The organism is Maritalea myrionectae DSM 19524 (assembly GCF_000423365.1).
Lineage (GTDB): Bacteria > Pseudomonadota > Alphaproteobacteria > Rhizobiales > Devosiaceae > Maritalea > Maritalea myrionectae.
On the sequence record NZ_AUHV01000003.1, the window covers coordinates 660,571 to 685,077 of the forward strand.

At 52.7% G+C, this 24,507-nt stretch carries 21 protein-coding genes; 9 read left to right on the forward strand and 12 right to left on the reverse strand.

Features of this window, described 5'->3' with window-relative positions; genetic code table 11:
- Positions 1-25: 25 nt before the first annotated feature.
- The 5 genes from G549_RS0109330 to G549_RS0109350 are packed head-to-tail and all read right to left on the reverse strand — an operon-like array spanning position 26 to position 3,719.
- Entirely contained in the window at positions 26-1,438 is a 1,413-nt protein-coding gene (locus tag G549_RS0109330; protein WP_036221809.1) for a multicopper oxidase family protein, read from the reverse strand.
- Entirely contained in the window at positions 1,422-2,327 is a 906-nt protein-coding gene (locus G549_RS0109335; RefSeq protein ID WP_246778358.1) for a c-type cytochrome, read from the reverse strand. Before G549_RS0109335 ends, G549_RS0109330 begins: the two co-directional genes overlap by 17 nt.
- Entirely contained in the window at positions 2,327-2,929 is a 603-nt protein-coding gene (locus G549_RS0109340; protein ID WP_027834807.1) for a c-type cytochrome, read from the reverse strand. The genes G549_RS0109335 and G549_RS0109340 overlap by 1 nt, the downstream gene beginning before the upstream one ends.
- Before the next feature lie 42 nt (positions 2,930-2,971).
- A complete protein-coding gene (locus G549_RS0109345) occupies positions 2,972-3,319 on the reverse strand; it encodes a hypothetical protein (RefSeq protein ID WP_156905524.1) in 348 nt (115 codons plus the stop codon).
- Entirely contained in the window at positions 3,312-3,719 is a 408-nt protein-coding gene (locus tag G549_RS0109350) for a c-type cytochrome (RefSeq protein WP_027834809.1), read from the reverse strand. Before G549_RS0109350 ends, G549_RS0109345 begins: the two co-directional genes overlap by 8 nt.
- A gap of 210 nt (positions 3,720-3,929) precedes the next feature.
- On the opposite strand from G549_RS0109350, the gene G549_RS0109355 reads away from it, so the two are divergent.
- Together G549_RS0109355 and G549_RS0109360 are read left to right on the forward strand one after the other, a co-directional pair.
- Positions 3,930-4,358, forward strand: coding sequence for a c-type cytochrome (locus tag G549_RS0109355; protein WP_246778359.1), 429 nt, complete (start codon positions 3,930-3,932; stop codon positions 4,356-4,358).
- Between the two features lie 28 nt (positions 4,359-4,386).
- Positions 4,387-5,715, forward strand: coding sequence for an APC family permease (locus tag G549_RS0109360; protein WP_027834811.1), 1,329 nt, complete (start codon positions 4,387-4,389; stop codon positions 5,713-5,715).
- Between the two features lie 24 nt (positions 5,716-5,739).
- On the opposite strand, the gene G549_RS0109365 is transcribed toward G549_RS0109360, so the two are convergent.
- The 7 genes from G549_RS0109365 to G549_RS0109395 all read right to left on the reverse strand — a co-directional run bounded on the left by G549_RS0109365 (position 5,740) and on the right by G549_RS0109395 (position 15,748).
- Positions 5,740-6,786, reverse strand: a complete 1,047-nt coding sequence (locus G549_RS0109365; protein WP_027834812.1) for a saccharopine dehydrogenase family protein — start codon at positions 6,784-6,786, stop codon at positions 5,740-5,742.
- A gap of 8 nt (positions 6,787-6,794) precedes the next feature.
- A complete protein-coding gene (locus G549_RS0109370) occupies positions 6,795-9,287 on the reverse strand; it encodes a heavy metal translocating P-type ATPase (RefSeq protein WP_027834813.1) in 2,493 nt (830 codons plus the stop codon).
- Between the two features lie 143 nt (positions 9,288-9,430).
- On the reverse strand, positions 9,431-11,050 hold the full coding sequence (locus tag G549_RS0109375) for a GMC family oxidoreductase (RefSeq protein ID WP_027834814.1): 1,620 nt from the start codon (positions 11,048-11,050) through the stop codon (positions 9,431-9,433).
- Between the two features lie 134 nt (positions 11,051-11,184).
- Positions 11,185-12,699 carry a sugar ABC transporter ATP-binding protein gene (locus G549_RS0109380; RefSeq protein WP_027834815.1) on the reverse strand — a complete coding sequence of 505 codons (1,515 nt, stop codon included), beginning with the start codon at positions 12,697-12,699 and terminating at the stop codon, positions 11,185-11,187.
- A complete protein-coding gene (locus tag G549_RS0109385; protein WP_027834816.1) occupies positions 12,696-13,697 on the reverse strand; it encodes an ABC transporter permease in 1,002 nt (333 codons plus the stop codon). The genes G549_RS0109380 and G549_RS0109385 overlap by 4 nt, the downstream gene beginning before the upstream one ends.
- A 12-nt stretch (positions 13,698-13,709) precedes the next feature.
- Positions 13,710-14,684 (reverse strand): ABC transporter permease, encoded by a 975-nt coding sequence (locus G549_RS0109390; protein ID WP_027834817.1) that lies wholly within the window; start codon positions 14,682-14,684, stop codon positions 13,710-13,712.
- Between the two features lie 104 nt (positions 14,685-14,788).
- A complete protein-coding gene (locus G549_RS0109395) occupies positions 14,789-15,748 on the reverse strand; it encodes a sugar ABC transporter substrate-binding protein (RefSeq protein ID WP_027834818.1) in 960 nt (319 codons plus the stop codon).
- Positions 15,749-16,194: 446 nt separating this feature from the next.
- Between G549_RS0109395 and G549_RS19725 the strand changes: the two genes are divergently transcribed.
- The 7 genes from G549_RS19725 to G549_RS0109430 all read left to right on the forward strand — a co-directional run bounded on the left by G549_RS19725 (position 16,195) and on the right by G549_RS0109430 (position 24,507).
- Positions 16,195-17,784 (forward strand): ABC transporter substrate-binding protein, encoded by a 1,590-nt coding sequence (locus G549_RS19725; RefSeq protein ID WP_246778360.1) that lies wholly within the window; start codon positions 16,195-16,197, stop codon positions 17,782-17,784.
- Between the two features lie 17 nt (positions 17,785-17,801).
- Positions 17,802-18,611: an SDR family NAD(P)-dependent oxidoreductase gene (locus tag G549_RS0109405; RefSeq protein ID WP_027834819.1), complete on the forward strand. Its 810-nt coding sequence runs from the start codon at positions 17,802-17,804 to the stop codon at positions 18,609-18,611.
- A 102-nt stretch (positions 18,612-18,713) separates the two neighbouring features.
- Positions 18,714-20,012, forward strand: coding sequence for a M24 family metallopeptidase (locus G549_RS0109410; RefSeq protein ID WP_027834820.1), 1,299 nt, complete (start codon positions 18,714-18,716; stop codon positions 20,010-20,012).
- Between the two features lie 15 nt (positions 20,013-20,027).
- Positions 20,028-21,035 (forward strand): thiamine pyrophosphate-dependent dehydrogenase E1 component subunit alpha, encoded by a 1,008-nt coding sequence (locus tag G549_RS0109415; RefSeq protein ID WP_027834821.1) that lies wholly within the window; start codon positions 20,028-20,030, stop codon positions 21,033-21,035.
- Positions 21,032-22,027 carry an alpha-ketoacid dehydrogenase subunit beta gene (locus G549_RS0109420; RefSeq protein WP_027834822.1) on the forward strand — a complete coding sequence of 332 codons (996 nt, stop codon included), beginning with the start codon at positions 21,032-21,034 and terminating at the stop codon, positions 22,025-22,027. The genes G549_RS0109415 and G549_RS0109420 overlap by 4 nt, the downstream gene beginning before the upstream one ends.
- Positions 22,017-23,066, forward strand: coding sequence for a biotin/lipoyl-containing protein (locus G549_RS21330; RefSeq protein ID WP_051213588.1), 1,050 nt, complete (start codon positions 22,017-22,019; stop codon positions 23,064-23,066). The genes G549_RS0109420 and G549_RS21330 overlap by 11 nt, the downstream gene beginning before the upstream one ends.
- Positions 23,067-23,076: 10 nt before the next feature.
- The gene (locus G549_RS0109430; protein WP_027834823.1) at positions 23,077-24,507 is read left to right on the forward strand and encodes an NAD-dependent succinate-semialdehyde dehydrogenase; all 1,431 of its coding nucleotides are present in this window, start codon (positions 23,077-23,079) and stop codon (positions 24,505-24,507) included.

A 24,507-nucleotide genomic window follows, 5' to 3' on the forward strand; every position in this document is an offset into this window, starting at 1 on the left:
TCTAGTCCAAACATGTGCATCGAGGTCAATCCGTCACTTCAAACCATGCATTCATGCCTGATGCCGCGTGCTCAAGCATATGACAATGGAACAGCCATTTACCCGGATTGTCGGCCACAAACGCAATACGCGTTGATTGCTCCGCACCCACCAAGAAGGTGTCGCGCCACAATGGGCTTTGCTCAACGCCGCCCCCATCGCGATCTTCAATCAGGAAGTGATGTCCATGCACATGCATCGCATGCATAAAGGCTGTGATGTTAGAAACATTCAACTCCACCGTCTGCCCCCTCTTCACGCTGAACAGCGGCTCCTCAGCCAGGTTGGCGACATTGTTGAACGCCCAAAACTGCTTGGTGCGTTGAAACCCACCACGGTCCAACTTTTCACCCTGATAATAGATATTATCAAGCTGCCCCATCGCCCCTCCGGTCATGCGCAAGTCAAACTTGAACCGATCATCCTTCGCAGGTAGGGGCAGTTTGTTTGGTTTTGGCACCGTAAACGCAGCCACTTCTTGCGCTGGGTTACGCACCTCAAACGAGCAAAAGGCGAAAGGCTGTTGAGACAGTTCCTCAAGCACAAAGTCCTCCTCTGGCTCGACCAGCAGATCCACACGTTGGGCCGGACCAAGCAATAAGGGTGTATAGCCAAGCTCCATCGGGGCGTCGGGCAAAGCCTGTCCGTCAAACGCGAGAATTTTGCCGCCAAATCGTGCGGGATCAATGTCCAGAATGCGCGAATTGCTGGCATTGACCAACCGCAACCGGGTAGGCGCATTCTTGGGCAGTGAGATAGTAGGCAGGCTTTGCCCATTCACCGTGAGCCAATTGCCCATACGCCCCCCATGGCTCCAATCCATGGGCGCACCTAAACTGGCCGCATCAAACTTGCCTTCGCCATCCAACCGCCAATCATCAATAATCAAAAGATGATCTTGCGCTTCCGGCAATATTGACCCGTCTGCCGGTTCAACAATCAGACCGCCATAAAGGCCGCGGGCCACCTGTTCCCAGCTTTTGTGGTGCGCATGATACCAATAGGTGCCAGCATCAGGCGCCACAAATTCATAGGTGAAACGCCCACCGGGCGGCACAGGGTCTTGCGTCAATCCGGACACACCATCCATTTCGTTTGCGATCCGCAATCCATGCCAATGGATGGATGTAGGTTCCGGCAAGGCGTTGGTAAACTCAATGGTCACCCGCTCCCCTTGCTTGATGCGCAAGGTTGGCGCGGTCACCTGTCCATTGTAGCTCCACAATGTGGATTCTTGAGCATCAGGAGCGGGGTGCAGTTTGTGCTGCACCGGCTGTGCCACCAGTTTGAAACTGGTCCCGGCTCCCTCTTTTGCCCCGCTCATGGATGGCATCATAACCAGCGCTGCCGCGCCGCCACCTAATAGTTTCAGCGCATCTCGCCTACTGGGTTGCAACATCGGTTTCTCCCAACAAATAAATCGAAATGGCCTCAAGGTCCTTCGGTGCAAGAAATGATGTGCCGTCATGCACCACTTCAACCATGCTGCCACCGAATACGTCACCGTCTGGCTTCACACCGCTTTTCAACGCATAGGCAAGCGCACTTTGGGTCCAGCCTTTTTTCTTGAGCGCCGTCGCGTGAATGGCAGGTGTTTTGCCACCGGTTGGAAGTTTGTTCGCCCCTTGTAAATCAAAGCTCGCCTTGCGCGCGCCCGCAAAATTACGTGGGGTATGACACGCACCGCAATGGGCGGGCCCTCTCACGATATATTTGCCGCGATTCCAAATATCCGATTGGGTCTCGTCCGGCTCGAATGTAGAAAAATCCACAAACGCCGCGCGCCACAATTTCAATCCCGGCCGGAAGTTAAATGGAAACTTCATGGCGTGCGGCACTGAAGGTTCATCCACGGCAGGCACGGTTTGAAATGCCGCCCACAGATCGGCAATGTCCTGATCGGGCATCTTGGCATAAAACGGATATGGAAATGATGGATAATAGGGTTCCCCATCCGGAGAGACACCCTGGCGCACCGCTTTGGCAAACTCATCAATCGTCCAATCGCCCAAGCCATGTTCCGCAGATTGGGTGAGGTTGGGCGAGTAAAAGGTGCCAAAATCCGTGTCGAGTTCCACACCGCCAGCCAGGGCCGCTCCACCATTTTCGCCATCCGTATGGCAAGCGATACAGCCCGACATTCTGGCCAAATAGGCGCCCCGTTTTGCATTACCTTCAAGTTGTTTCAATTCAGGTGGATTGCCAATGGGCCAAAACACAATGGCAATGGTGGACGCAACAGCTACCGCTGTTGCGCCCATCAAAAGCGCAATTAGTCTGTTCACCATTACTTCTTCTCAACGCGAAATTTGCCATGGCAACTGGCACAGGTTTGCGCCAGCATATTGAACACGCCATCGGCGGGCATATTGGCAAGATCTTCCGGGTCCATCATTTGCGAACCACCCATCATGCCACCAGTACTGCCCATCATGCCCGAGCTATCCATCATACCCGAACCGCTCATCATATCTGAGCTGTCCATCATGCCACCATTGTTCTGGCCCTGCATCATCAGCCCGTTCGGCGCCGCAGCTTCCAATGCAACCGCATAAGTCTCGAGCTGCTTGGCAAGAATTTCAAACTCTGACCAGTCAGACCAGATTTCAGGCTTCGCCTCGGAAGGGGCACCATCAGTGCCCTCTGGAAACAATTTGGTCAGCGTTTCGCCCGCATGTTGCTGAATGGTTTGCGCATTGGTTTTGACCACATCAGCGTCATAATCGACATCGCCGCGCATCATTGACGATAGGGATTTAACGGCCTTCCCCATCGCCATCATGCCGTCCATACGTTCTTTAACAACACCGGTTGCACCCCCGTGGGCGAGCGCAGCCCCAGTGATTGCCAATGAAAACACAGCGCCGATTGTAAGTTCAATTTTGTTCATGATTGTCCTCTAAATTTTTGAAAAGCGGTTTGGGCTCAACATTTAGAGTCGGGGGGGAGGTATCTCCTGCGCGATCGAACGCGCCAAAAGCATCTGCATATTGCTTTGTGCGTAACTATGGGCGATGGCCACAAAACCTGTCGGCAAGTGCCAGCCAGCAACAGCAATTTTCACGCCACAATGAACACTTGCCTGATCACCACAGCCCATTTCATAGCCAGTCTTGGCCGAATGGGCATGTGTATCTTGCGCAACCACCTCGTGTCCGTGATCGCCAAAAACCAACGTCGCCCCATTGACCGGCAATGCCGTCGCAATGGCGAGCACAAATGCGAGCGCCAAGAACGTCACATTAAGCAAACTGAGTTTATGACAAGCTGTTCTAATCAATTCCGTTTGCCACCTGCAATTTCCGGATATAGGCAATTACCGCCTGCATATCACTTTCCTCAATGTCGACGGCGGGCATATTTCCAAACGGCCAGTGATGGGCGCGAACACCATTTTGCACGGCCAACATAAAGGCAATGTCCGCATGATGGGAGGGTTCATAAATCTTATGCACAAGAGGTGGCCCAACTCCATCAAGTCCAGTTGCGTTTTCCCCGTGGCAACTGGCGCAATTCTCTTCAAATTTTGATTTTCCGAGCGCGGTCTGCCCACTCACCTCAATCGGCGTCACCGAAACCATCGGCGCGCGCGTCGGTGCGGGCGTATTGCTCCGCACATAAACGAAAGCCAATAGCGCCACAATGGCCAGCGCTGAGAGGATGAGGACGTTCTTGTTCATGTGGCCCTTGTGCCCAGACAAAAAGTTCAAAATTAGGCGATGAATAAAATCTTAACTAAAAATGTAGGTTCCAGCAGGGGTAAGGTCAATCACCCGGTGCACAGTATGCCGAGGTTAAATTGCCGCAGTGCGCCACATCTCCCTTGACCTTCCAGCGCTGGAAGGTTGCAACCTAGGCGCACATTAGATTTGTCGGGGAAGGATGCAGCATTGAAGTATGTTTTATTGGGATTTGTAATCCTTGGCCTTGTCGGGGTGGGATATAACATGCTCACCGCCACAAATTATCCTGACACTCAAAATATGTCGGGGCGCGTCGCGGTCAACGCAACCGAGCTCTCGCCTCTGGCAGCAAAGGGCGAAGAAATCTTTAAAGCCAACTGCGCCAGCTGCCATGGTGAAAATGCAGGCGGCAGCGATAGCGGGCCACCATTGGTGCACGATATCTATAATCCGGGCCATCATGGCGACGGCGCATTTTTAAGCGCAGCCCAAAATGGTGTGCCGCAACACCACTGGAACTTTGGCAATATGCCGCCCCGACCGGACATGACCCAATTGCACATTGCCGCCATCGTCAAATATATTCGGGAACTGCAGGTGGCCAACGGCGTTGAGTACCAAGCACATAATATGTGATCGACAACACGGCCACGAAGGGGGAGAGATGGAAAGCGACCAAAAGCAAGGTGACTATAAGGCCAACTCAATTTCCTTGAGCGGCACAGTTGCCATGGGCACCGGCGTTATGATTGGCGCAGGTATCTTTGCCCTCACCGGGCAGATGGCCGAACTCGCGGGCAACCTCTTCCCGCTTTCCTTTATCATCGGCGCAATTGTCACCCTGTTCAGCGCCTACAGCTATATCAAAATGTCCAACGCCTGGCCCTCCGCAGGGGGCATCGCGATGATCTTGCAAAAATGCTATGGCGCGGGCGCCGTTGCGGCGGGCGCAGCCTTGCTCATGGCCCTGAGCATGGTGATCGCAGAAAGCCTGGTGGCACGCACATTTGCCACCTATGTATTGCGATTCTTTGATATTTCCGGCGGCATATTGGTGCCCGTTCTGGCTGTTGGCGTCATATTGTTCGCCTTTATCGTCAATATTGCGGGCAATCGTTCCATCGGCATGATTTCCATTGTTATGGCTGTGTTCAAAATCGCTGGTATTGGCCTGTTTGGCGGTGCCGCGCTTTGGGCTAGCGGCTTTGATTTCTCGATCTCCCAAACCGCGTCATCAAATGTCGATGGGTTCGGTTTTGTTGCCTCGATTGCCTTCGGTATTCTCGCCTTCAAAGGCTTCACCACCATCACCAACAGCGGCGCGGAAGTCGAAAACCCGCATAAAAATGTGGGACGCGCCATTGTGATTTCAATCCTGATTTGCACCGCTACTTATTTGCTGGTCGCCTTCGGCGTAAATGCCAGCTTGCCCATCGACCAAATCATCGCTGCAAAGGATTATGCGCTGGCCGAAGCCGCCGAACCTGCCTTGGGCCAAATTGGCTTTACGCTCACCATCCTTTTGGCCGCGATTGCGACCGCGTCAGGCGTCATTGCCAGTATTTTTGCGGTGTCGCGCATGTTGGCCATGCTCACCGATATGAAGATGATCCCGCACAGCCATTTCGGCATGAGCGGCACGATCCAGCGTCACACATTAATCTACACTGTGGTGATTGCCTCATTTCTCGCGATCTTTTTCGACCTGAGCCGCATTGCGTCGCTTGGTGCCTTTTTCTATCTGGTGATGGATATGCTGGTGCATTGGGGCGTGTTCCGCTATCGCCGAAAAGAGATCGGGGCTTCCCCCTATATCTTGATCGCCGCACTCGTGTTCGATGCTGTCGTGCTGGCCGCGTTTAGCATCACCAAAGCGGGCAGCGACCCCACCATTGTGGTTATCGCGTGGGTGGCTATCGCTGCGGTCTTTGTGTTTGAGCGCTACTATTTGGGCAAATGGATTGCGGATCCAGAACAGCACGCTCACCACTAAAAATCACACAATTTAGCACGCGTTTCATCGCCAGGTGAGGCGCGGCAATTGCTGTTTGACTTGATCAAGGTCCAAAATATCCGGCAGGGAAATAACACCTGTTTGCTTTTGCACGTCGGCAGCTCGCGCACCCATTGCCGCAATTTCTGCGGTCAATTCGGACTGATCGCCCCCCAGCATCTCAATGCTCCCCAAAATCTGTTGCTCAGAATCATAAGCGACCGATCTTATCGAGGTCCGCACAGGGCCAACGGGCGGAAATTTCGACATCATGCCCGCTAAGAATCCCGAATGGCGACGCAACACAGTGCTGAACGGCAAACGCACCAATTGGCCAAGCACATTGTTCATCCAATTTGGCGCAACACCCACAAATGTCTGCGCAGCATGGAGATTATGTCGATTTGCGATGGATATTTGATCCGAAAATCCAACACCAATCGCTGTCGCCTGCCGCGTTTTCGGCAACTTATATTCAACACTCATGAGCTGATCGCGCGGCGAAAGCACTTTTTGCGCGCCATCAATCAAAACAGGGTAAGGGCTGGCCAAGGCCTCAAAAAACCATTTGGTGGCCGCATAACCGTGATGCTCGCCCATGCCCATTTCAATGAAGGTGTGAATACGGTCGACCTGAGCTTCCTGCTCCGCCAGTTTTGCGGCCATCAAATTGGTCAGCCCGGGCGATGCACCCACCTCGGTGATACAAAGGCTGTTTTGCCCATACTGGCCAAACAGCCCCCTCACCCGGTTTAAATAGTCCTCGGTGGCCGACACATCGATGAATGACAGGCCCGTTTGCGCCAGAGCCGACAGCCATTCGTCACTAATGGTTTCAACGGTGTTCACCACCACATCGCCTGGTTGGAACTGTCCGGCCACAACAGGGCCGTTCACATTCAATTCAATGGCTTTAGCCTGGTCGCCCAATTCACCGGCCAACGCTTCCGCTTTGCCTAAATTGCGACCCGCGATGAAAAGTTCATCGCCCGCCGCCAGGGTTGTGATCAGGCTCTGCGCCACCGCAGAGCCGACATCCCCATATCCGCCAATGATCCAATATCTTGTCACGACGGCCTCTAGCCTTCAGTCACAGCAACTGCTGCTGGCGCATTAAAGCGCCGCAAACGTAGTGCATTCCCCAAAACGAACACACTGGACAGCGCCATGGCCCCAGCCGCCAACATTGGCGACAGCATTGTGCCCGTGAATGGATAAAGAAGGCCCGCCGCAACAGGGATCAAGCTGACATTGTAGGCAAACGCCCAAAACAGGTTCTGGTGAATGTTTTTAATGGTCGCCTTCGACAAGGAAATCGCATTCGCCACGCCACGCATGTCGCCAGACATGAGCACCACATCAGCGCTTTCAATTGCAATGTCCGTGCCCGTGCCGATGGCCACACCCACATCTGCTTGAGCAAGCGCTGGCGCATCATTGATGCCATCGCCCACAAAGCTCACATGGGTATTGTTTTCTTGCAATTGCTTGATGGCGTCCACTTTGCCGGCAGGCAACACTTCGGCAATCACACTGTCGATCTTTAGCTCGCGCGCAATCGCCTCGGCTGTCGCCTTGTTGTCGCCTGTGATCATGGCCACTTTCAGCCCCAAATCATGTAAGGACTTGATTGCGGCTGGCGTGGTCTCCTTGATCGGATCAGCCACGGCAATAATGGCAGCGATCTTACCATCAATCGCGGCATAAAGCGGAGACTTCGCCTCGCGACCCAACTGGGCAGCGATGTGCTCATGTTCGCTCAAATCATGGCCCAATTTCACCATATAGCGATCTGCGCCAACTTCGATTTTGCGACCATTGGCTTCCGCCTCGATCCCATAGCCGGTGACAGAGTCAAAACGCGTGGTCTCTGGCACGTCCAATCCCCGCTCCTTCGCCGCCACCACAATGGCTTCAGCAATCGGATGTTCTGAATTGGCTTCTGCCGCAGCGACAAGGGAAAGCGCTTCGGCTTCGTCGAAGCCATTCAGCACATTCAAATCGGTCAAAACGGGTCGACCCAAGGTCAATGTGCCAGTCTTGTCCACGGCCACAACATGGGTATTTTTCAAATCCTGCAACGCCTCGCCATTGCGGAACAACACGCCCATTTCAGCGGCACGGCCCGTGCCCACCATAATGGAGGTTGGCGTCGCCAGCCCCATGGCACAAGGGCACGCAATGATCAGCACGGCAACGCCATTGATCAACGCGAATGAGAGGGCAGGATCTGGTCCAAAGAACAGCCACACAGCAACCGTCAGCGCCGCGATCAACATCACGAAAGGCACAAATATTGCAGTGACTTTATCCACCAAGGCTTGGATCGGTAGCTTCGCCCCTTGAGCGTTTTCAACCATTTTGATGATCTGCGCCAACGCACTATCAGCACCAACTTTGGTCGCTTTAAATTCAAAGCTACCGGTTTTATTGATCGTCCCGCCAATCACTTCGCTGCCGGTCGTCTTTTCCACCGGCACAGGCTCGCCGGAAATCATGGCCTCATCAACAAAGCTGCTGCCTTTCGTCAATTCACCATCAACAGGCACCTTCTCACCAGGACGCACGCGCACAATGTCTCCGGCCACAACTTCATGCAAAGGCACTTCCACAAAGGCCCCATCGCGTAAAACATGCGCAGACTTGGCCTGCAACTGCATCAATTTGGTGATCGCTTCGCTGGTTCGCCCCTTCGCCCGGGCTTCAAGCACCCGCCCAAGCAAAATGAGCGTGATGATCACGGCACTGGCTTCGTAATAAACATTCGCTGTGCCTGCAGGCAAAATGCTGCTGGCAAACGTGGAAACAATTGAATATCCCCACGCAGCGGAAGACCCCAGCACCACAAGAGAATTCATTTCCGGGGCCATGCGTAACAGCGCGGGAATACCCTTTTTATAAAAAACCATCCCCGGACCAAACTGCACAATGGTCGCCAGCAGGAAGTAGAAATAATAAAGGTTCTGCCGTCCGATATTCTCCATCAAAAGGCTGTGCACACCCGGAATGAAGTGTGAGCCCATTTCCAGCACAAAAAGCGGCACGGTGAAAATCGCCGCAACCCAAAGATTGCGTTTCAGCGTCTGATATTCGGCATCTTTTTTGGCGCTGCGATCCTCATGCGCGCTGGGCTCATCAATCTGCGTCTTCGCCACATAGCCCGCATTTTTAACAGCAGCAATCAGATCCGCCACAGCGACATTCGATGCGGCCTCAACATGGGCGCTCTCGGTCGCCAAATTTACATTGGCGCTCAAAACGCCTTCGACTTTTTTAAGACCATCTTCCGCGCGCTTCACACAGGAGGCACATGTCATGCCTTCAATATCGAGGGTGATCGTTTTTGTCGGCACCCCATATCCGGCAGTTTCAATTGACCGGATTACATCGGGAAGGCCCGCAGCATCTTTCATCTGGATACGCGCGGTTTCTGTGGCGAGGTTGATCGACACATCCGAAACGCTCTCAACGCCAGAAATAGCCGTTTCGGCGCGTTTGACGCAGGAGGCGCAACTCAGGCCGGAAATGGACAGATTGAGGATTTGATCTTCGGTCTTTACTTGGGCGGACATGGCTTTTCTTTCACTTGAATCTTGACGATTTCAGCCAACTTAATCCTTCCAGTCACTATAAGGTCAAGGCGTTATTTTTATTATCTGCCGACACGTCGAAACACATCATTGCCCGTAAACGCCATGATGGATTTTTCGAGCCCTCAGCGTCGTGCGTCCTGCTTAATCATGTCGGCGGCCTTTTCCGCAATCATGATAACGGGCGAAGCGGTATTGCCCGAAACGATCTTTGGCATGATGGAAGCATCAACCACGCGAAGGCCTCCAATTCCATGCAGCTTTAGGGTTGGATCAACGACACTTTTTTCATCATTGCCCATTTTGCAGGTGCCAACCGGATGAAAGATTGTGGTGGCAATATTACCAGCTTCAAACAACAACTCCTCATCGGTTTTCTTGTCCGGCCCCGGCAAAATCTCTTCCGGCGCAAAAGGCTTCAAACGTTGGGCTGTCATAATCATGCGCGCCTGCCGCAAAGACTTTACCGCCACATCCTGATCAGATTTTGCACTCAGATAATTCAATTTAATATTGGGCTGCGCCTCCAGATTGCGCGAAACAATGTGGCTGCTGCCCACGCTATCCGGCCGCAAATTGCACACCGACACGGTGATCGCCGGAAAGGGGTGAAGCGGATCGCCCAGCTTGTCCGTGGAGAGGGGCTGCACATGATATTCAAGATTGGGCGTTTCCAGCGAAGGGTCACTTTTCGTGAACAAACCAAACTGGCTCGGAGCCATCGACATGGGACCACTTTGGTTGAACGCATATTTGGCCGCAATGCCAATTTTGCCGATCCAACTGTTGGCAGCCTCATTTAGCGTTTTCGTATTATGCACCTTATAAACGGTGCGTATTTGCAAATGATCCTGCAAATTTTCACCCACCCCATTGGCCTCATGCAGCACCTCGATGCCAAAGTCACTCAGGACATCAGGGCGCCCGATACCGGAATGCTCCAGGATTTTGGGTGAGTTGATCGCTCCAGCGCTCAACACGATTTCACGCTTGGCCATTGCATTCACCAATTGGCCCTTATGGTGGTAGGCAACACCCGTGGCCTTCTTCCCCTCTAGAATAATGCGGTCCACCAAGGCATTCGTGACCACTTTCAAATTGGGACGTTTCATGGCGGGTCGAAGAAAAGCCTTCGTTGCATTCCAGCGTACGCCGTTCTTTTGATTAACTTCAAAAAAACCAGAGCCTTCATTGCTGCCATCATTGAAATCATCGGTCGGCATATAGCCAAATTCAGCCGCGGCTTCCTGAAAGGCTTCAAGAATGGGCCATTTCAACCGCTGCTTGGTCACTTTCCACTCGCCGTTGCCGCCATGAAAGGCAGACTGGCCCTTGTGATGATCTTCAGATTTCAAGAAATAGGGCAGCACATCATCCCAAGACCAGCCCGAATTGCCCATTTGCTGCCAGATATCATAATCACGTGCCTGACCGCGCATATAGATCATGCCGTTGACGGACGTGCAGCCACCCAACACTTTACCGCGCGGATAAACCAGCGACCGCCCGTTCAAACCTTCTTCGTGGGCTGTTTTCATCATCCAATCGGTGCGGGGATTGCCGATGCAATAAAGATAACCCACAGGGATATGGACCCAATGATAATTGTCATTGCCCCCCGCTTCCAACAACAACACCTTGTGCGCCGGGTTTTCGCTCAAACGATTGGCCAACACGCAGCCAGCAGTGCCCGCCCCGATGATGACATAATCCCACTCACCTTCTTGTTGGAATGCTCTATCCATTTGAACCAACGCACCTCAATTGCCACGTAACATCGCCACTATAGCAAACAGAAGACCGCAAAAAATGGTCGCCTGCAATCGAAATGCGTTTTGAAGCGGCTTAGCCGATAAGGGACGCGCAAAAACTGGTGAGTCTAGGCCGCATTTTCGGGTTCATAGATGCCTGAAATGGCTTGCACCAACTTATCCTCGGTCACGTTTGATGACGTGAATGTATGGACAATCTCGCCATGAAACATTGCCACAATTTTATCGGAAACACTCAAGATCTCAGGCATTTCTGAGGAAATGACGATGATGGCGTAACCTTGGCCCGCCAGCTCACGGATGAGGTTGTGAATTTCAGACTTTGATCCCACATCGATGCCGCGCGTGGGTTCATCCACGATAAGCAGATTGGGGTGCATGGACAGCCATTTGCCAATCACAATTTTTTGCTGATTGCCACCAGACAAATTACCAACTGTTTGCTTCCAATTGGGAGTCTTGATTTCAAGCTGGTCACGATATTTTTTGAAAATCTCTTGCTCCGATTGAGGCGCTGTGAGGCCGCTCACGGTGAGATCATCAATTTGCGGCAAGGTCATGTTGTCGCGACAATTCATGCCCAACACAAGCCCCTGCCCTTTGCGATCTTCCGGCACCAATGAAATACCGTGCGCAATCGCATCTGCCGGCGAATTGATCTCAACTTTTTCGCCATTCAAAAAGATTTCGCCGCTGGATTTATTGCGCATGCCGAAGATCGTCTCGGCCACCTCGGTGCGGCCAGCACCAACAAGACCATAAAAGCCAACAACTTCGCCCGCATGGACTTTAAAACTCACATCATGAAACAGCTTGCCACAACTCAGCCCTTTCACCTCCAATGCAACATCGCCATTGGATTGGGAAAGGTCGGGCCGCGTATGCTCCAGACTGCGGCCAATCATAAGCTGTGTAAGCTCGTCCTGATTGGTGTCACTGGCCTTTAACGTGCCGCGATATTCGCCATCCCGCAAAACAGAGATGCGGTCAGAAATTTTGAATATCTCTTCCATGCGGTGCGAAATATAAACGATGCCCACGCCGCGTGATTTCAAATCTTCGATAATGTCAAAGAGCACCACTTTTTCCGCATCGGTGAGGGATGCGGTCGGTTCATCAAAAATAACCGTGGTTGCCTCAACTGTGAGCGCGCGCGCGATCTCCACCATTTGCTGGTTGGCAATAGAGAGATCGCCAACAATGGTTTGCGCATTGAAGTTGCAATTCAGCCGCCCCAATATTTCGTCAACATCGCTGAAGAGCTTGGACCAGTCCACACGGCCCAAGCTCTTGCGGGGGAGTTCACCCATATAGATGTTTTCAGCCACAGAAAGCTCTTCCGCCAGGCTGAGTTCTTGGTGAATAAAGACGATGCCTTTGCCTTTGGCTTCCAGCGGTGTACGCAAAATTGTTTTTTCCCCGGCAACCAGAATGTCGCCTTCGTCCGGCTGGTAAATGCCACCAAGCACCTTCATCAGTGTTGATTTGCCGGCACCATTTTCGCCCATAAGGGCGTGCACTTCGCCGGGTAGGATGTCGAGGCTGACGTGATCAAGCGCGATCACGCCGGGAAATGTTTTGACGATGTCTTTCAGTTCAAGGACTGGCGCTTGTGCACTCATGAGTTTAACTCCTCTTCGCCCTTCCGGTTCAACTGGCGGTCGAGGTAAAGCACCACAATCAAGATGCTGCCGATGACCAGATTGACCATTGCTGTGTCTGCACCGATATGGCCCAAGCCTTTCCGCATCAATTGGATGGCAATCACGCCGCCCACAGTGCCGATGATGGAGCCTCTGCCGCCTGTGAGTTTGGTGCCACCAAGCACCACAGCGGTGATGATCCAAAGCTCATACAACATCCCATCATTGGGATTTACAGAGCCGCTTGCTGAATAGAAGGTGGCTGAACTGATGGCGACCAAAAGGCCGATCAAGACATAGTTCCACACCATGTGCGGGCCAACGCGAATGCCAGCATTTACCGCAGCGGTGCGGTTGTCGCCAATGGCGAAAGCGTTGCGGCCGTGCACCGTGCGTTTGGTGAGCCACCAGGTGAATAAGATACACCCGGCAAAAATCAGGATTGGCAAGGGAATGCCAAGCGGTGCCGATTCCGCGATATCCACCAAAGTCCAGTTCAAATGATAGGTCGGTTGCTCGCCATTATATAAGAACACCAAGCCGCGATAGCCCAGCATCGACCCAAGGGTCACGATAAAGGCATCGACCCCGGTTTTCCAAACAATGAAGCCGTTGATGGCGCCGAGCACGACGCCCACAAGGATCGCCAACGCCCAAGCAATAACGATAACCCCATCGCCTAGCCCGGCAAAGATTGGCCAGGTCATGGAATCCAGCATAACAATAGCGCACAAGGCGAAGATCGGGCCAACAGACAAATCAATATTGCCATTGATCATGATGATGGTCATGCCCAACGCAATGATGCCCAAGGGGACCGTTTGCTTGATCAGCAAAAGCATATTGTCGGGGGCCAAAAAGTTGCCGTCCGACAGGGAGAGAAACTCACCTGCGATACCGAAAAAGGCCAGTTCAAGCGCGATGAAGATCCAGATGGCGCTGTCTTGAAGACGTTTTGCGAGATTTGTGTTTTTCATCACCATATCCAATCAGGCTATCGGTGACCAAAGTTGGCCACGTTTGGCTGCGATATCGAGCCAGACTGCCAAGATGATGATGACCCAAGTCACAATATATTGGACGTAAAATTCAAGCCCGACCAACAAAAGGCCGTTTTGAATGAAGCCCAAAATGAGCACGCCAATAACGGTTTTAAAAATGGTGCCAGACCCGCCCAGAAGCGACGCCCCGCCCAGAATGACGGCCGCAAGGACTTGAAGCTCAAGACCCTGACCAACAGTGTTTTGACTGCCAAGACTGCGGCTGGCCTGAATGAGGCCCGCCATGGCAACGCAGAACGAGGAGATCAGGTAACAATAAAATACAATACGGGCCCGCGGAATGCCGGAAAATGTGGCCGCAACGCCATTGCCACCCACAGCATAAACTTTGCGCCCAAATGGGGTTTTGGACAGCACTAATGTGAGGCCCGCTGCCAACAGCGCAAACATGAGAATGGGCACCGGAACACCCAAAAGCTCGCCTTGTCCGAAAAAGCCAAACCACGTGCCATCCTTATCGGCAATATCCATGTTTTTGCCGCCGCTATAGGTCAAGGTGAGGCCATGAATGGCGGACAACATCCCCAAGGTAACGATCAAGGAATTGAGCTTGAGATAGCCAACAAGAAAACCGATCAAGGCGCCAAGGGCCATGGTCATGGCGAACATAGCTGGAATGCCCAAAAGCGGGCCCAATTTGTCATGCAGGTCGAGGACGACAATTGTTGAAAACGACATCATTGAGCCAACGGACAGGTCAAGATTGCCGCTGACCACCACGAAGGTGACGCCAATGGCCATCACACCAAGAATGGCAGAAGAGCGCACCACACCCAACAAATTGTCAGAGTTGATAAAGCGCGGATTGAGCAGTGCAAATGCAATCATAAATAGAATGAAAGCGACCAAGATGCCGTGCTTTGCGAGTATCTCGCCGACAGCTTTCAAATGACTTTGCGCCATGGTTCCCCCCTCCGAGACCTAACCGATGCGTGCAGTGAGTTCTTTGGTATTATAACGGGAAACCGGCACGCATGGATTGCCATACGCGCCAATTTCAGGAGTGATTAGAATACGGGCTTATCAAACTCTGACATATTGTCCTGAGTGATTTTTGGCGTATCGAAATAGTTCAAGAACGGAATGTCTTTACCGTCCAAAACATCAATCGCTGTTTGAAGCGCGGCTTCAGCATCATCAACGGGTGATTGGTAGATTGAACCCCAATATTCCCCGCGACCCATGGCTTCATAGCCAACTGCAAAGTTTGTGGCGCCAACAAAGATGATGTCTCCGGCACGGTCGGCTGCTTTGGCAGCGTTTAGGGCACCTACACCCATATTGTCGTCACCAGAATAGACGCCATCAATATCGTCATACTTGACCAAGAACGCTTCCATAACCTGTTGTGATTTCTCGCGGTTCCAGTCGCCAGGCTGTGTTTCCACCAGCGTCACATTTGGGCAAACCTCTGGAAGGCGATCTTCAAAGCCGCCGGCCCGCTCGATGGCGGTTGTGTAGCCAGGTTGACCAGAAATCTGCACAACTTGGGCTTCGTTTTCAATGCCCATTTCTTTAAACTTGTCGCACATAATTTCAGCGGAGCGTGCGCCCTGAGTGACGTTATCCGGACCAGAGAATGAGCGGACAAAGTCAAAGCCTTCTTCGGCAATGTTTGAGTTGGTGACAATAACTGGAATGCCAGCATTATGCGCCTTGCGCACCGCTGGAATTACCGCTTGGCCATTGGTTGGCCAAATGATAATCGCATCTACATTTTGCTGGATAAGGTCTTCCATTTGAGCGATCTGCCGCGCAACGTCGCCGCCAGCGTCTAGCACAACCGCATCAACTTTATCATTGGCTTCTGCCGCAGCGATAAAAGCCTTTTCATATGTGGTTTGATAGCTGTCCACGCCAACATTGTTTTGCGTAATGCCGATTGTGTAATCGGCCGCAGCAGCGGCGCCAACCATGGCAAAGCTCGCTAAAGCTGTTGTTGTGACGAGCGTTTTTCGAAAATTCATTTTGTTCCTCCCAATGAATTCGTCTGATTTGAATTCAGAAATGTCCTTGCGATGAAGCGCAGTGCCATTCTGCAAGCGGCCATCCAAATTCGAACGGCTTGCCTTATTCAAGCAAATAACCCGTCCCGAAATAGCCTGAAAAATCTCCAAAATGGATATTTAGGTATCCAAAGTGGATAAATTCGTCGTTTAATTGAGTTCACTTTGAACATTTTATGGAGAGGTAAATGCCGAAAGGAAAACAAAATGGTTCTCGACGGTCAAAGACATCATTGGCGCACGCTATAGAGGCGAGGTCAACTAGAATGGGGAGGAGTGGCACTTCAGAGCAGGTTATATCGCCGTCTAATCGCGTTGAAATTCTTCAGACTGTGGAGTTTCTCGATAGTTTCATGGACGAGCTGGACAACACCTTTGAGGTATATGCGCCAAATCCATATATCAGAATGTCATTACATCTTATTCAAAACCACTTTTTAGGAAAGACCGTGACCCCCACCTCACTTATTGGTGCGTCCGGTGTACCCTATGCGACCGCAAACCGTCGCTTGAATGAGATGGTGGAGCTGGGCTTGGTGGATCAGCGCCCGCGCACGCCCTCGGGCAAAACATTTTCGATGCACCCCAGCGAAAAACTGATCAAATCTTGGATGCAGTTTTCCGAACGGGCGAAACGGCTCGCCGGACAAAGCTTTGTGCCAGCGGAGCAGGCGCGCGAGAATGATGAATATTATTTCGGCGGCTCCTATATGGCCGCGAAGTCCATTCCGCCGATCAAGATTTTGCCCGAACCACTGAAGTTGAATGGTGGCGTGCGGGTGCTGGTGCATGGCGATCCCACTTTTATGGTGATGGAGTCTCTCAAGCGCCAGTTTGAACAGGTGATCGGCACACCCATTCAGCAACGGGCCTTTTCAATCGATCGGCTGCGCGAAGAGATATTGCGCAATGCTGAACGCAAAAACAGCATGTATGACATCGTGGCCATCGACTTGCCGTGGGTGGGCGAGCTGGTGAGCAAAAATGTGCTCTTGCCGCTGGATTCTGTGATGGATCTGCCGCGTTTAGATCCAGCAGATTTTCACACCGCCGGTTGGTCCGCCACACATTGGGATGGCCGCGCCTATGGCGTGCCCGCGCAAACGACACCGGAATTGTTGTTTTATCGAAAAGACATGTTCGCACAGGCGGGCATTGAACCACCTGAGACAACCGATGAAGTGCTGCGTGCCGCAAAGTATTTTCATGATCCCGCCCATGGCAAATATGGCATTGCCTGGAATGCGGCCAAGGGCACGGCCCACGGCCATACATTCCTGATGACGCTTGCTGATTTCGGCCAACCCATTTTGGATTTACCGCAAATTGCCGGTGGCTTTGACGCCACCCACTTAGCAAAGGGCGACCATAAGATTTGTATTGATACGGATCTTGGGCGATATGCCGCTGAATATTTGCTACAACTTTTGCAATATTCGCCGCCCAATATTTTGTCCATGTCATGGTTCGAACGGGTCCGGCCTTATGCGGCTGGCGATATTCCTATGGCATATGGGTATACCCTGCTCGCCCCCTATTTTGAGCAAGATCCGACATCACCTGCTTCCGGCAAAACTGGATATTTACCGCACCCATCTGGGCGTGGCGCGCGGCATGTTGCACCCGTTGGCGGATATGCGTTGGCCATCCCCACAAACATTGCGCCCGAAAGGCTGCACGCGGCTGCCGAGGCACTCATGGTGTTCACGTCCCCCGAGGCGCAAAAGCTTTATGTGCAAAATGGCAGCCTGACCAATCCGCGATATTCCGTGGCCGCAGACCCGGAGGTGCGCCGGTCTTCAACAGTATTTGAGGCCGTTGACGGGATGTCTTGGCGTGACGAACTTCAATTTTGGCCCCGGCCACCGATACCACAAATAAGCGAAATCATCCGCGCATGTGGCGAGGAGCTACACGACATGTTGCGGGGTGTGCAAACCGTAAAAAGTGCACTCCAACGGGCGCAGGAACGCGCCGAAAAGATAATGCAAACATAGGATTTGAGGAGGATAAAATGGACCCTAATCGTTTGAAAGGAAAAAATATTCTGATTACCGGCGCCGCCCAAGGTATGGGCGCAGCCAACGCAGAATATTTTGCAGCACAGGGGGCAAATGTTTGCCTCGGTGATATCAATATGGATGGGGTTCAAGAGGTTGCGGAACGCATCAACAGCGCCGGCGTAGGCGAAGCTGTTGCCGTAAAACTCGACGTCACCAAGCGCGATGAAAACGCTGCGGCGGTGGCAAAGACCGTTGAAGCCTTCGGCTCAATCAATGTGGCCTTGCTCAATGCGGGCATCAACAAGCCACGCATGTTTATGGACATCGATGAAGAAAACTGGGACATGATCATGAATGTGAACGCCAAAGGCATGCTGTTGGGCATGCAAGAGGCGGCGCGGCAAATGATCAAGCAAGGTCCAATGGAGGACCACCCCTATAAGATCATCAATGTGGGATCGATCGTATCCCGCACAGCCTTTTTGGATGTTATTCCTTATTCCTGCTCCAAATATGCAGCCCTTGCCATGATTATTGGCGGCGCTAAAGCGCTTTGGGAGCACAAAATCACCGTCAACGGATATGGCCCCGGCGTCGTGAAGACCGAGCTTTGGGAGCAGTTGGACAAGGATTTGGTCGAGATCGGCATGTTCGAAAAAGAAGGACAGTCGATGGATCATTTGGCCCAAACCATGATCTTGATGAAGGAGCTTTCCACGCCCGACGACGTGAAAGGCACCGCCGCTTTCCTTTGCTCCGACGAGAGCGATTATATGACCGGCCAGCTTCTCATGATCGATGGCGGCATGATCATGCAGTGATCGCATTCAACATCACCCAATTCTAGCAGCAATACGCGCCATCCAAAGTGGATATCTGGTGCTTTGCCGTCCGCTTATTGAGCCTGTTTAAAGGACACTGAAATGACAAATGCTCTTACGCCTAATCTATTAACACCACAGGATTTAGACCCACGCTGGCAGTGGGAAGGTCGCCTTCCGGCTTGGGGGCACACGTCTGTGGACTTTGAAAAACGCGTCGATCACGATCGCTTGCGCCGCTATCGACTGTCCCGCACCAGAGAGGCACTTAAGGCCTCTGATTGCGGCACCCTCTTGTTGTTCGATGTGAACAATATTCGTTATGTCAGCGCCACCAAAATTGGCGAGTGGGAACGGGACAAAATGTGCCGCTTCTGTTTGTTGACTGGTGATGACGCCCCTTATGTGTGGGATTTCGGCTCTGCCGCCATGCATCACAAAAAATACTCAGATTGGCTTGTTCCCGACCATTGTCGGGCAGGTGTGGTCGGCATGCGCGGGACAATTCCCCCTAGCTTCGGTCTAATGAAAAAATATGCCGAAGAGATCGCCGGTCTAATTCGCGACGCCGGCATGATCGATATGCCCGTGGGTGTCGACTATGCCGAAACAGCCATGTTTTACGCCTTGAAAGAGGCAGGATTGAACGTTGTTGATGGCCAGCAAATTATGCTGGGCGCACGTGAAATCAAAAACTGGGATGAAATTCAGCTGCTGACCCAAGCCGCCTCCATGGTGGATGGCGTCTATCATATGATTTATGAAGAGCTGAAGCCGGGTGTACGTGAAAACGACATTGTCGCCTTGTCCAACAAGATGCTCTACGAGATGGGCTCAGACGATGTTGAAGCGATCAATGCGATTTCTGGCGAACGCTGCAACCCGCATCCACACAACTTTACCGACCGTTTGTTCCGGCCAGGTGATCAGGCCTTTTTCGATATTTTGCAAAGCTATCAAGGCTACCGCACGTGCTATTATCGCACGTTCAATATCGGGACTTCGACGCCGGTTCAGCGCGACGCTTATGTGAAATGCCGTGACTGGTTAGATGCGGCCATTCAAGCCATTAAGCCAGGTGTGGGCACCGACCAGGTGGCCAAACTTTGGCCAAAGGCGGAAGAATTTGGTTTCCCTGATGAGTTGTCAGCTTTTGGCTTGCAATTTGGCCACGGCTTGGGCCTCGCATTGCATGAGCGCCCGATCATCAGCCGCGCTGTGAGCTTGGATAACCCAATGGAAATCAAAACAGGCATGGTCTTCGCGCTCGAAACCTATTGCCCTGCTGCTGACGGATATTCCGCCGCTCGGATCGAAGAAGAAGTGGTGGTGACGGACACCGGCTGTGAAGTGATCAGCTTGTTCCCGGCTGCGGAACTTCCAATCGCCAATCGATATTAATTGGGTGGCAAATTCATGAGCAGAAACAGCAAAAAATCAAATGATGAGGCATATGTGCGCATGTACCAACAAATGGTACGTATCCGCGCATTTGAAGACAATGCCAACAAGCTTTATCTAGCGGCCAAAATGCCGGGCTTGACCCATATGTATTCGGGTCAAGAGGCGGTGGCCGTTGGCATTTGCGAAGCGCTGAAAAGCACGGACAAGATCACCTCCACCCACCGTGGCCACGGCCATTGTGTGGCCAAGGGGGCGGACTTTAAAGAAATGTTTTGCGAGCTGTTGGGCAAAGAAGAAGGCTATTGCCGCGGCAAAGGCGGGTCCATGCACATTGCCGATCAGGAAAACGGCAATCTGGGGGCCAATGCGATTGTGGGCGGCAGCGCCGGCATTGCCACCGGTGCGGCGCTTTCGGCCAAACATTTGGGCAAGGATGATGTGACCGTGTGCTTTTTCGGCGACGGGGCATTGGGCCAAGGTCTGCTTTATGAAGTCATGAACATGGCGGCGCTCTGGAATTTGCCGGTCATTTATGCCTGCGAAAACAATCTCTATGGCGAATATACCAAGGTGGAAGAAATGGCCGCGGGTGAACTCACCGCGCGGGCAAAAGCCTTTGGCATTGAGTCGCACATCGTTGACGGTCAGGATGTTTTGGCCGTGAATAAACTCAGCCAGGACCTGGTGGCACGCGCCCGCAAAGGCGAAGGCCCCTTCTTTATGCAGCTCAACACCTATCGCTATCATGGGCACCATGTGGGCGACATCAACCGCGAATATTATCGCCCGAAATCTGAAGAAGAGCTTTGGAAAACGGAACGGGACCCCATCAGCAATTTCGCCAAATGGCTGCTGAAGGAAAAGGTGTTGACGGAAGCCGAACTCAACCAGATTGAAAAGGACGTGCAGCAAGACGCGAAAGACGCCGTCACCTATGCGGAGGCGGCGGACTACCCCGATGTGTCTGAAGTGACACTGCATGTGTACAAGCAAAATCAGGGCGAAGGAGCGTCACAATGAGGGAAATAACACTCTCGAAAGCGGTCAATGAAGCCATTGCTGAAGAAATGCGCCGCGACTCGACCATCTTTTTGATGGGCGAAGACGTTGCGGAAGCGGGCACACCATTTAAGGTGCTTTCCGGCCTCGTAGAGGAATTCGGCACCGAGCGGATTGTCGATACGCCCATTTCAGAACCCGGCTTTATGGGTCTTGCCGTTGGCGCGGCGATGACCGGCTCTCGCCCCATCGTCGACTTGATGTTTGGCGACTTTATCTTTCTGGTGATGGACCAATTGTGCAACCAAGCGGCCAAAACCCACTATATGTCTGGCGGCAAGCTCAGCGTGCCTTTGGTGCTGCGCACCAATCTGGGAGCCACGCGGCGCTCGGCGGCCCAACACTCACAGTCTTTGCATGCACTGGTGGCGCATATTCCGGGCTTGAAAGTGGCCATGCCCTCAAGCGCTTATGAAGCCAAAGGCTTGATGAAAACCGCCATTCGAGATGAGAATCCCGTTGTCATTTTCGAAGACAAACTGATGTATAATGACAAGGCGCCTGTGCCCGAGGAAGAATACCTGATCCCCTTTGGTGAGGCGAACATCTTGCGCGAGGGACGCGACATCACGCTGATCGGCACCTCATCTATGGTGCAGGTGTGTGAAAAGGCGGCTGACATGCTGGCTGAACAAGGCATCGAAGCCGAAGTGATCGACCCACGCACGCTTGTGCCGCTGGATGAAGACAGCTTGATTAACTCGGTGAAGAAAACCTCGCGGGCCATAGTGGTCGATGAGGGCCACCAAAGCTATGGCATCACGGGCGAAATCGCCAGTCGGTTAAACGAAAAGGCATTCTATTATCTGGACGCGCCTGTGCAGCGCATGGGGGCGATGGATGTGCCCGTGCCATTTTCGCCCGCATTGGAGGACATTACCGTGCCAACGCCTGAGCGTGTTTTCGAGCAGGCATTGAAATCCGTGAAGGGGGAATTATTCCATGGCGCATGAGATTATTATGCCCGCGCTTGGCATGGCTCAAGACACGGGCTTGATCGTGTCTTGGCTCAAAAATGAGGGCGACAAAGTTGATGTCGGCGATGCCTTGATGGAGGTTGAAACCGACAAAGCCACCATGGAAGTTGAAGCGGAAGCCGCTGGGTTTTTGACCAATGTTCGTGCCAAAGCGGGTGAAGATGTGCCAGTTGGCGATGTCATTGCCTATATATCCGAGTCGGCCGACGAAGTGGTTGAGGGCGCGCCGAAAGAACAAGCGGCAGCCGCGCCAGCGCCAACCGAAACACCAACGCCAAAAGCTGATCCAAAGCCAGAGCCCGCAGCGGCCAGCCCAGATGAACCGCCAAAATCGGCAACAGCAACTGTGCCGGAGAAAGCAGCGCCCAGCAGCGCTAACCAAGGGCAAATTTTGGCGTCACCAAAGGCTAAAAAAGCGGCCTTTGATGAAGGTCTGGATCTGTCGCAACTGGCGGCAAAAGGTGTGCCGCAACCCTATCATGTCAAAGATTTGGACATGTTGCGGGCGGATCGGGCGGCTGGTGTTCAGCCACAGATGGCGGGACAAACCTTCCACATTTCAGCGCGGGTGCCAGGCAAAATGGTGCGTGCATTTAAGGAATGGTTGAACGACAATCAGCAGGATGAAATCGCAGACCGCGCCATTTGGCTGGGCTTTGCCTCCAGTGCCTATCGGGAAGCGTTGGGCTTGAACGAGGATAATGTCAACATTCTGTCCAACACGTCACAAGGCTATGCAGGATATATCAATGCTGATCGGCAAAAACTGTCTGAAATCGAGCCTGCATCGGTTGAAATTGCGCCCTCATTTGTGGTGCGCGATCTAACGGGCACGTCCATTCAAGCTTTGCAGTTGAACGCGCCAACTTGTCCGGTGCTATCGATCTCAAAACCGAAGAATGCTTATCTCATCGCACTGGATTTCCAGGCAGATCAATTGAGTGATGAGCAGGCCATTGATTTCATCACATCATTTACGGCACGATTGAACGAACCTTTGCGACATTTGCTTTAAGGAGCGGATTATGGATCACACAAATCTATATATAAACGGGCGCTGGGCCGAAGGCGCTAGCAATGAACGGTTCGATGTTATCAATCCTGCAACTGAAGAAGTGTTGGCCAGCGTGGCCTCAGCCGAGATTGCAGATGCAGATGCCGCGCTAGATGCGGCCCAGGCTGCCTTTGAGGTTTGGAACCAGAAATCACCACGTGAGCGGGCTGAAGTTTTGCGCAAGGCGTGGGAATTGATGACCGCGCGGCTCGATGATTTTGCACGCATGATCACGCTGGAAAATGGCAAAGCCAAAAACGACGCCATGGGCGAAGCCACCTATGCGGCTGAGTTTTTCCGCTGGTTTTCGGAAGAAGCGGTGCGCTTGGATGGCCTGATCACCCAGGCCCCCGCCTCTGGCGCGCGCATTGTGGTGCAGCACAAGCCCGCTGGCATCGCGGTGCTGATCACGCCATGGAATTATCCCGCAGCCATGGGCACCCGCAAAATTGCCCCAGCCCTTGCCGCTGGTTGTCCGGTGATCATCAAGCCCGCGTCAGAAACACCCCTGACAATGCTTGCATTGATGCCCCTGCTGGAAGAAGCTGGCGTGCCCAAAGGGCTGGTGAACGTGCTGCCCACGCAAAAAACGCGCGAGGTGGTGGATCACATGCTGCACGATCCACGCGTACGCGTGATTTCGTTTACCGGGTCTACCGGGGTTGGTCGCAAGCTTTTGAAAAGTGCAGCGGATCAGGTCTTAAAACCCGCCATGGAACTTGGAGGCAATGCGCCCTTTATCGTGTTTGAGGACGCGGATATCGACAAGGCCGTTCAAGGGGCCATGCTGGCCAAAATGCGCAATTTGGGCGAAGCCTGCACGGCTGCCAACCGCATCTATGTGCATAAGGATGTGGAACAGGAATTTGTCAAAAAACTCGTTGACGCCATGGGCGCGCTGAAGGTGGGCAATGGCGTGGAAGAAGGGATCGATGTTGGCCCGCTGGTCAATGCAGATACGCGCGATAAAGTTGCCGCCTTTGTAGAGGACGCCGTCGCCAAGGGTGCAAAAATTGAACTCGGCGGCAGTTTGCCAAATGGCAAAGGCTTCTTCTATCCGCCGACCATCATGACCAATGTCTCCGAGGATGCAGAATGTGTGCATGACGAGATTTTCGGCCCTGTGGCAGCTATTCAATCCTTCACGGATCAGGACGACGTTATTCGCCGCGCCAATGACACTGAATATGGTTTGGTGGCCTATGTGTTTTCCGAGAACATGAAGCGGGCCATGCAAGTGTGTGAGCGCCTCGAATATGGCATGGTGGGCCTCAATCGCGGACTTGTTTCCGACCCTGCAGCGCCATTTGGTGGTGTAAAACAATCGGGGCTAGGTCGCGAAGGTGGCCACGAGGGCATTCTAGAGTTTACCGAAACTCAATATATTTCAGCGGAATGGTGA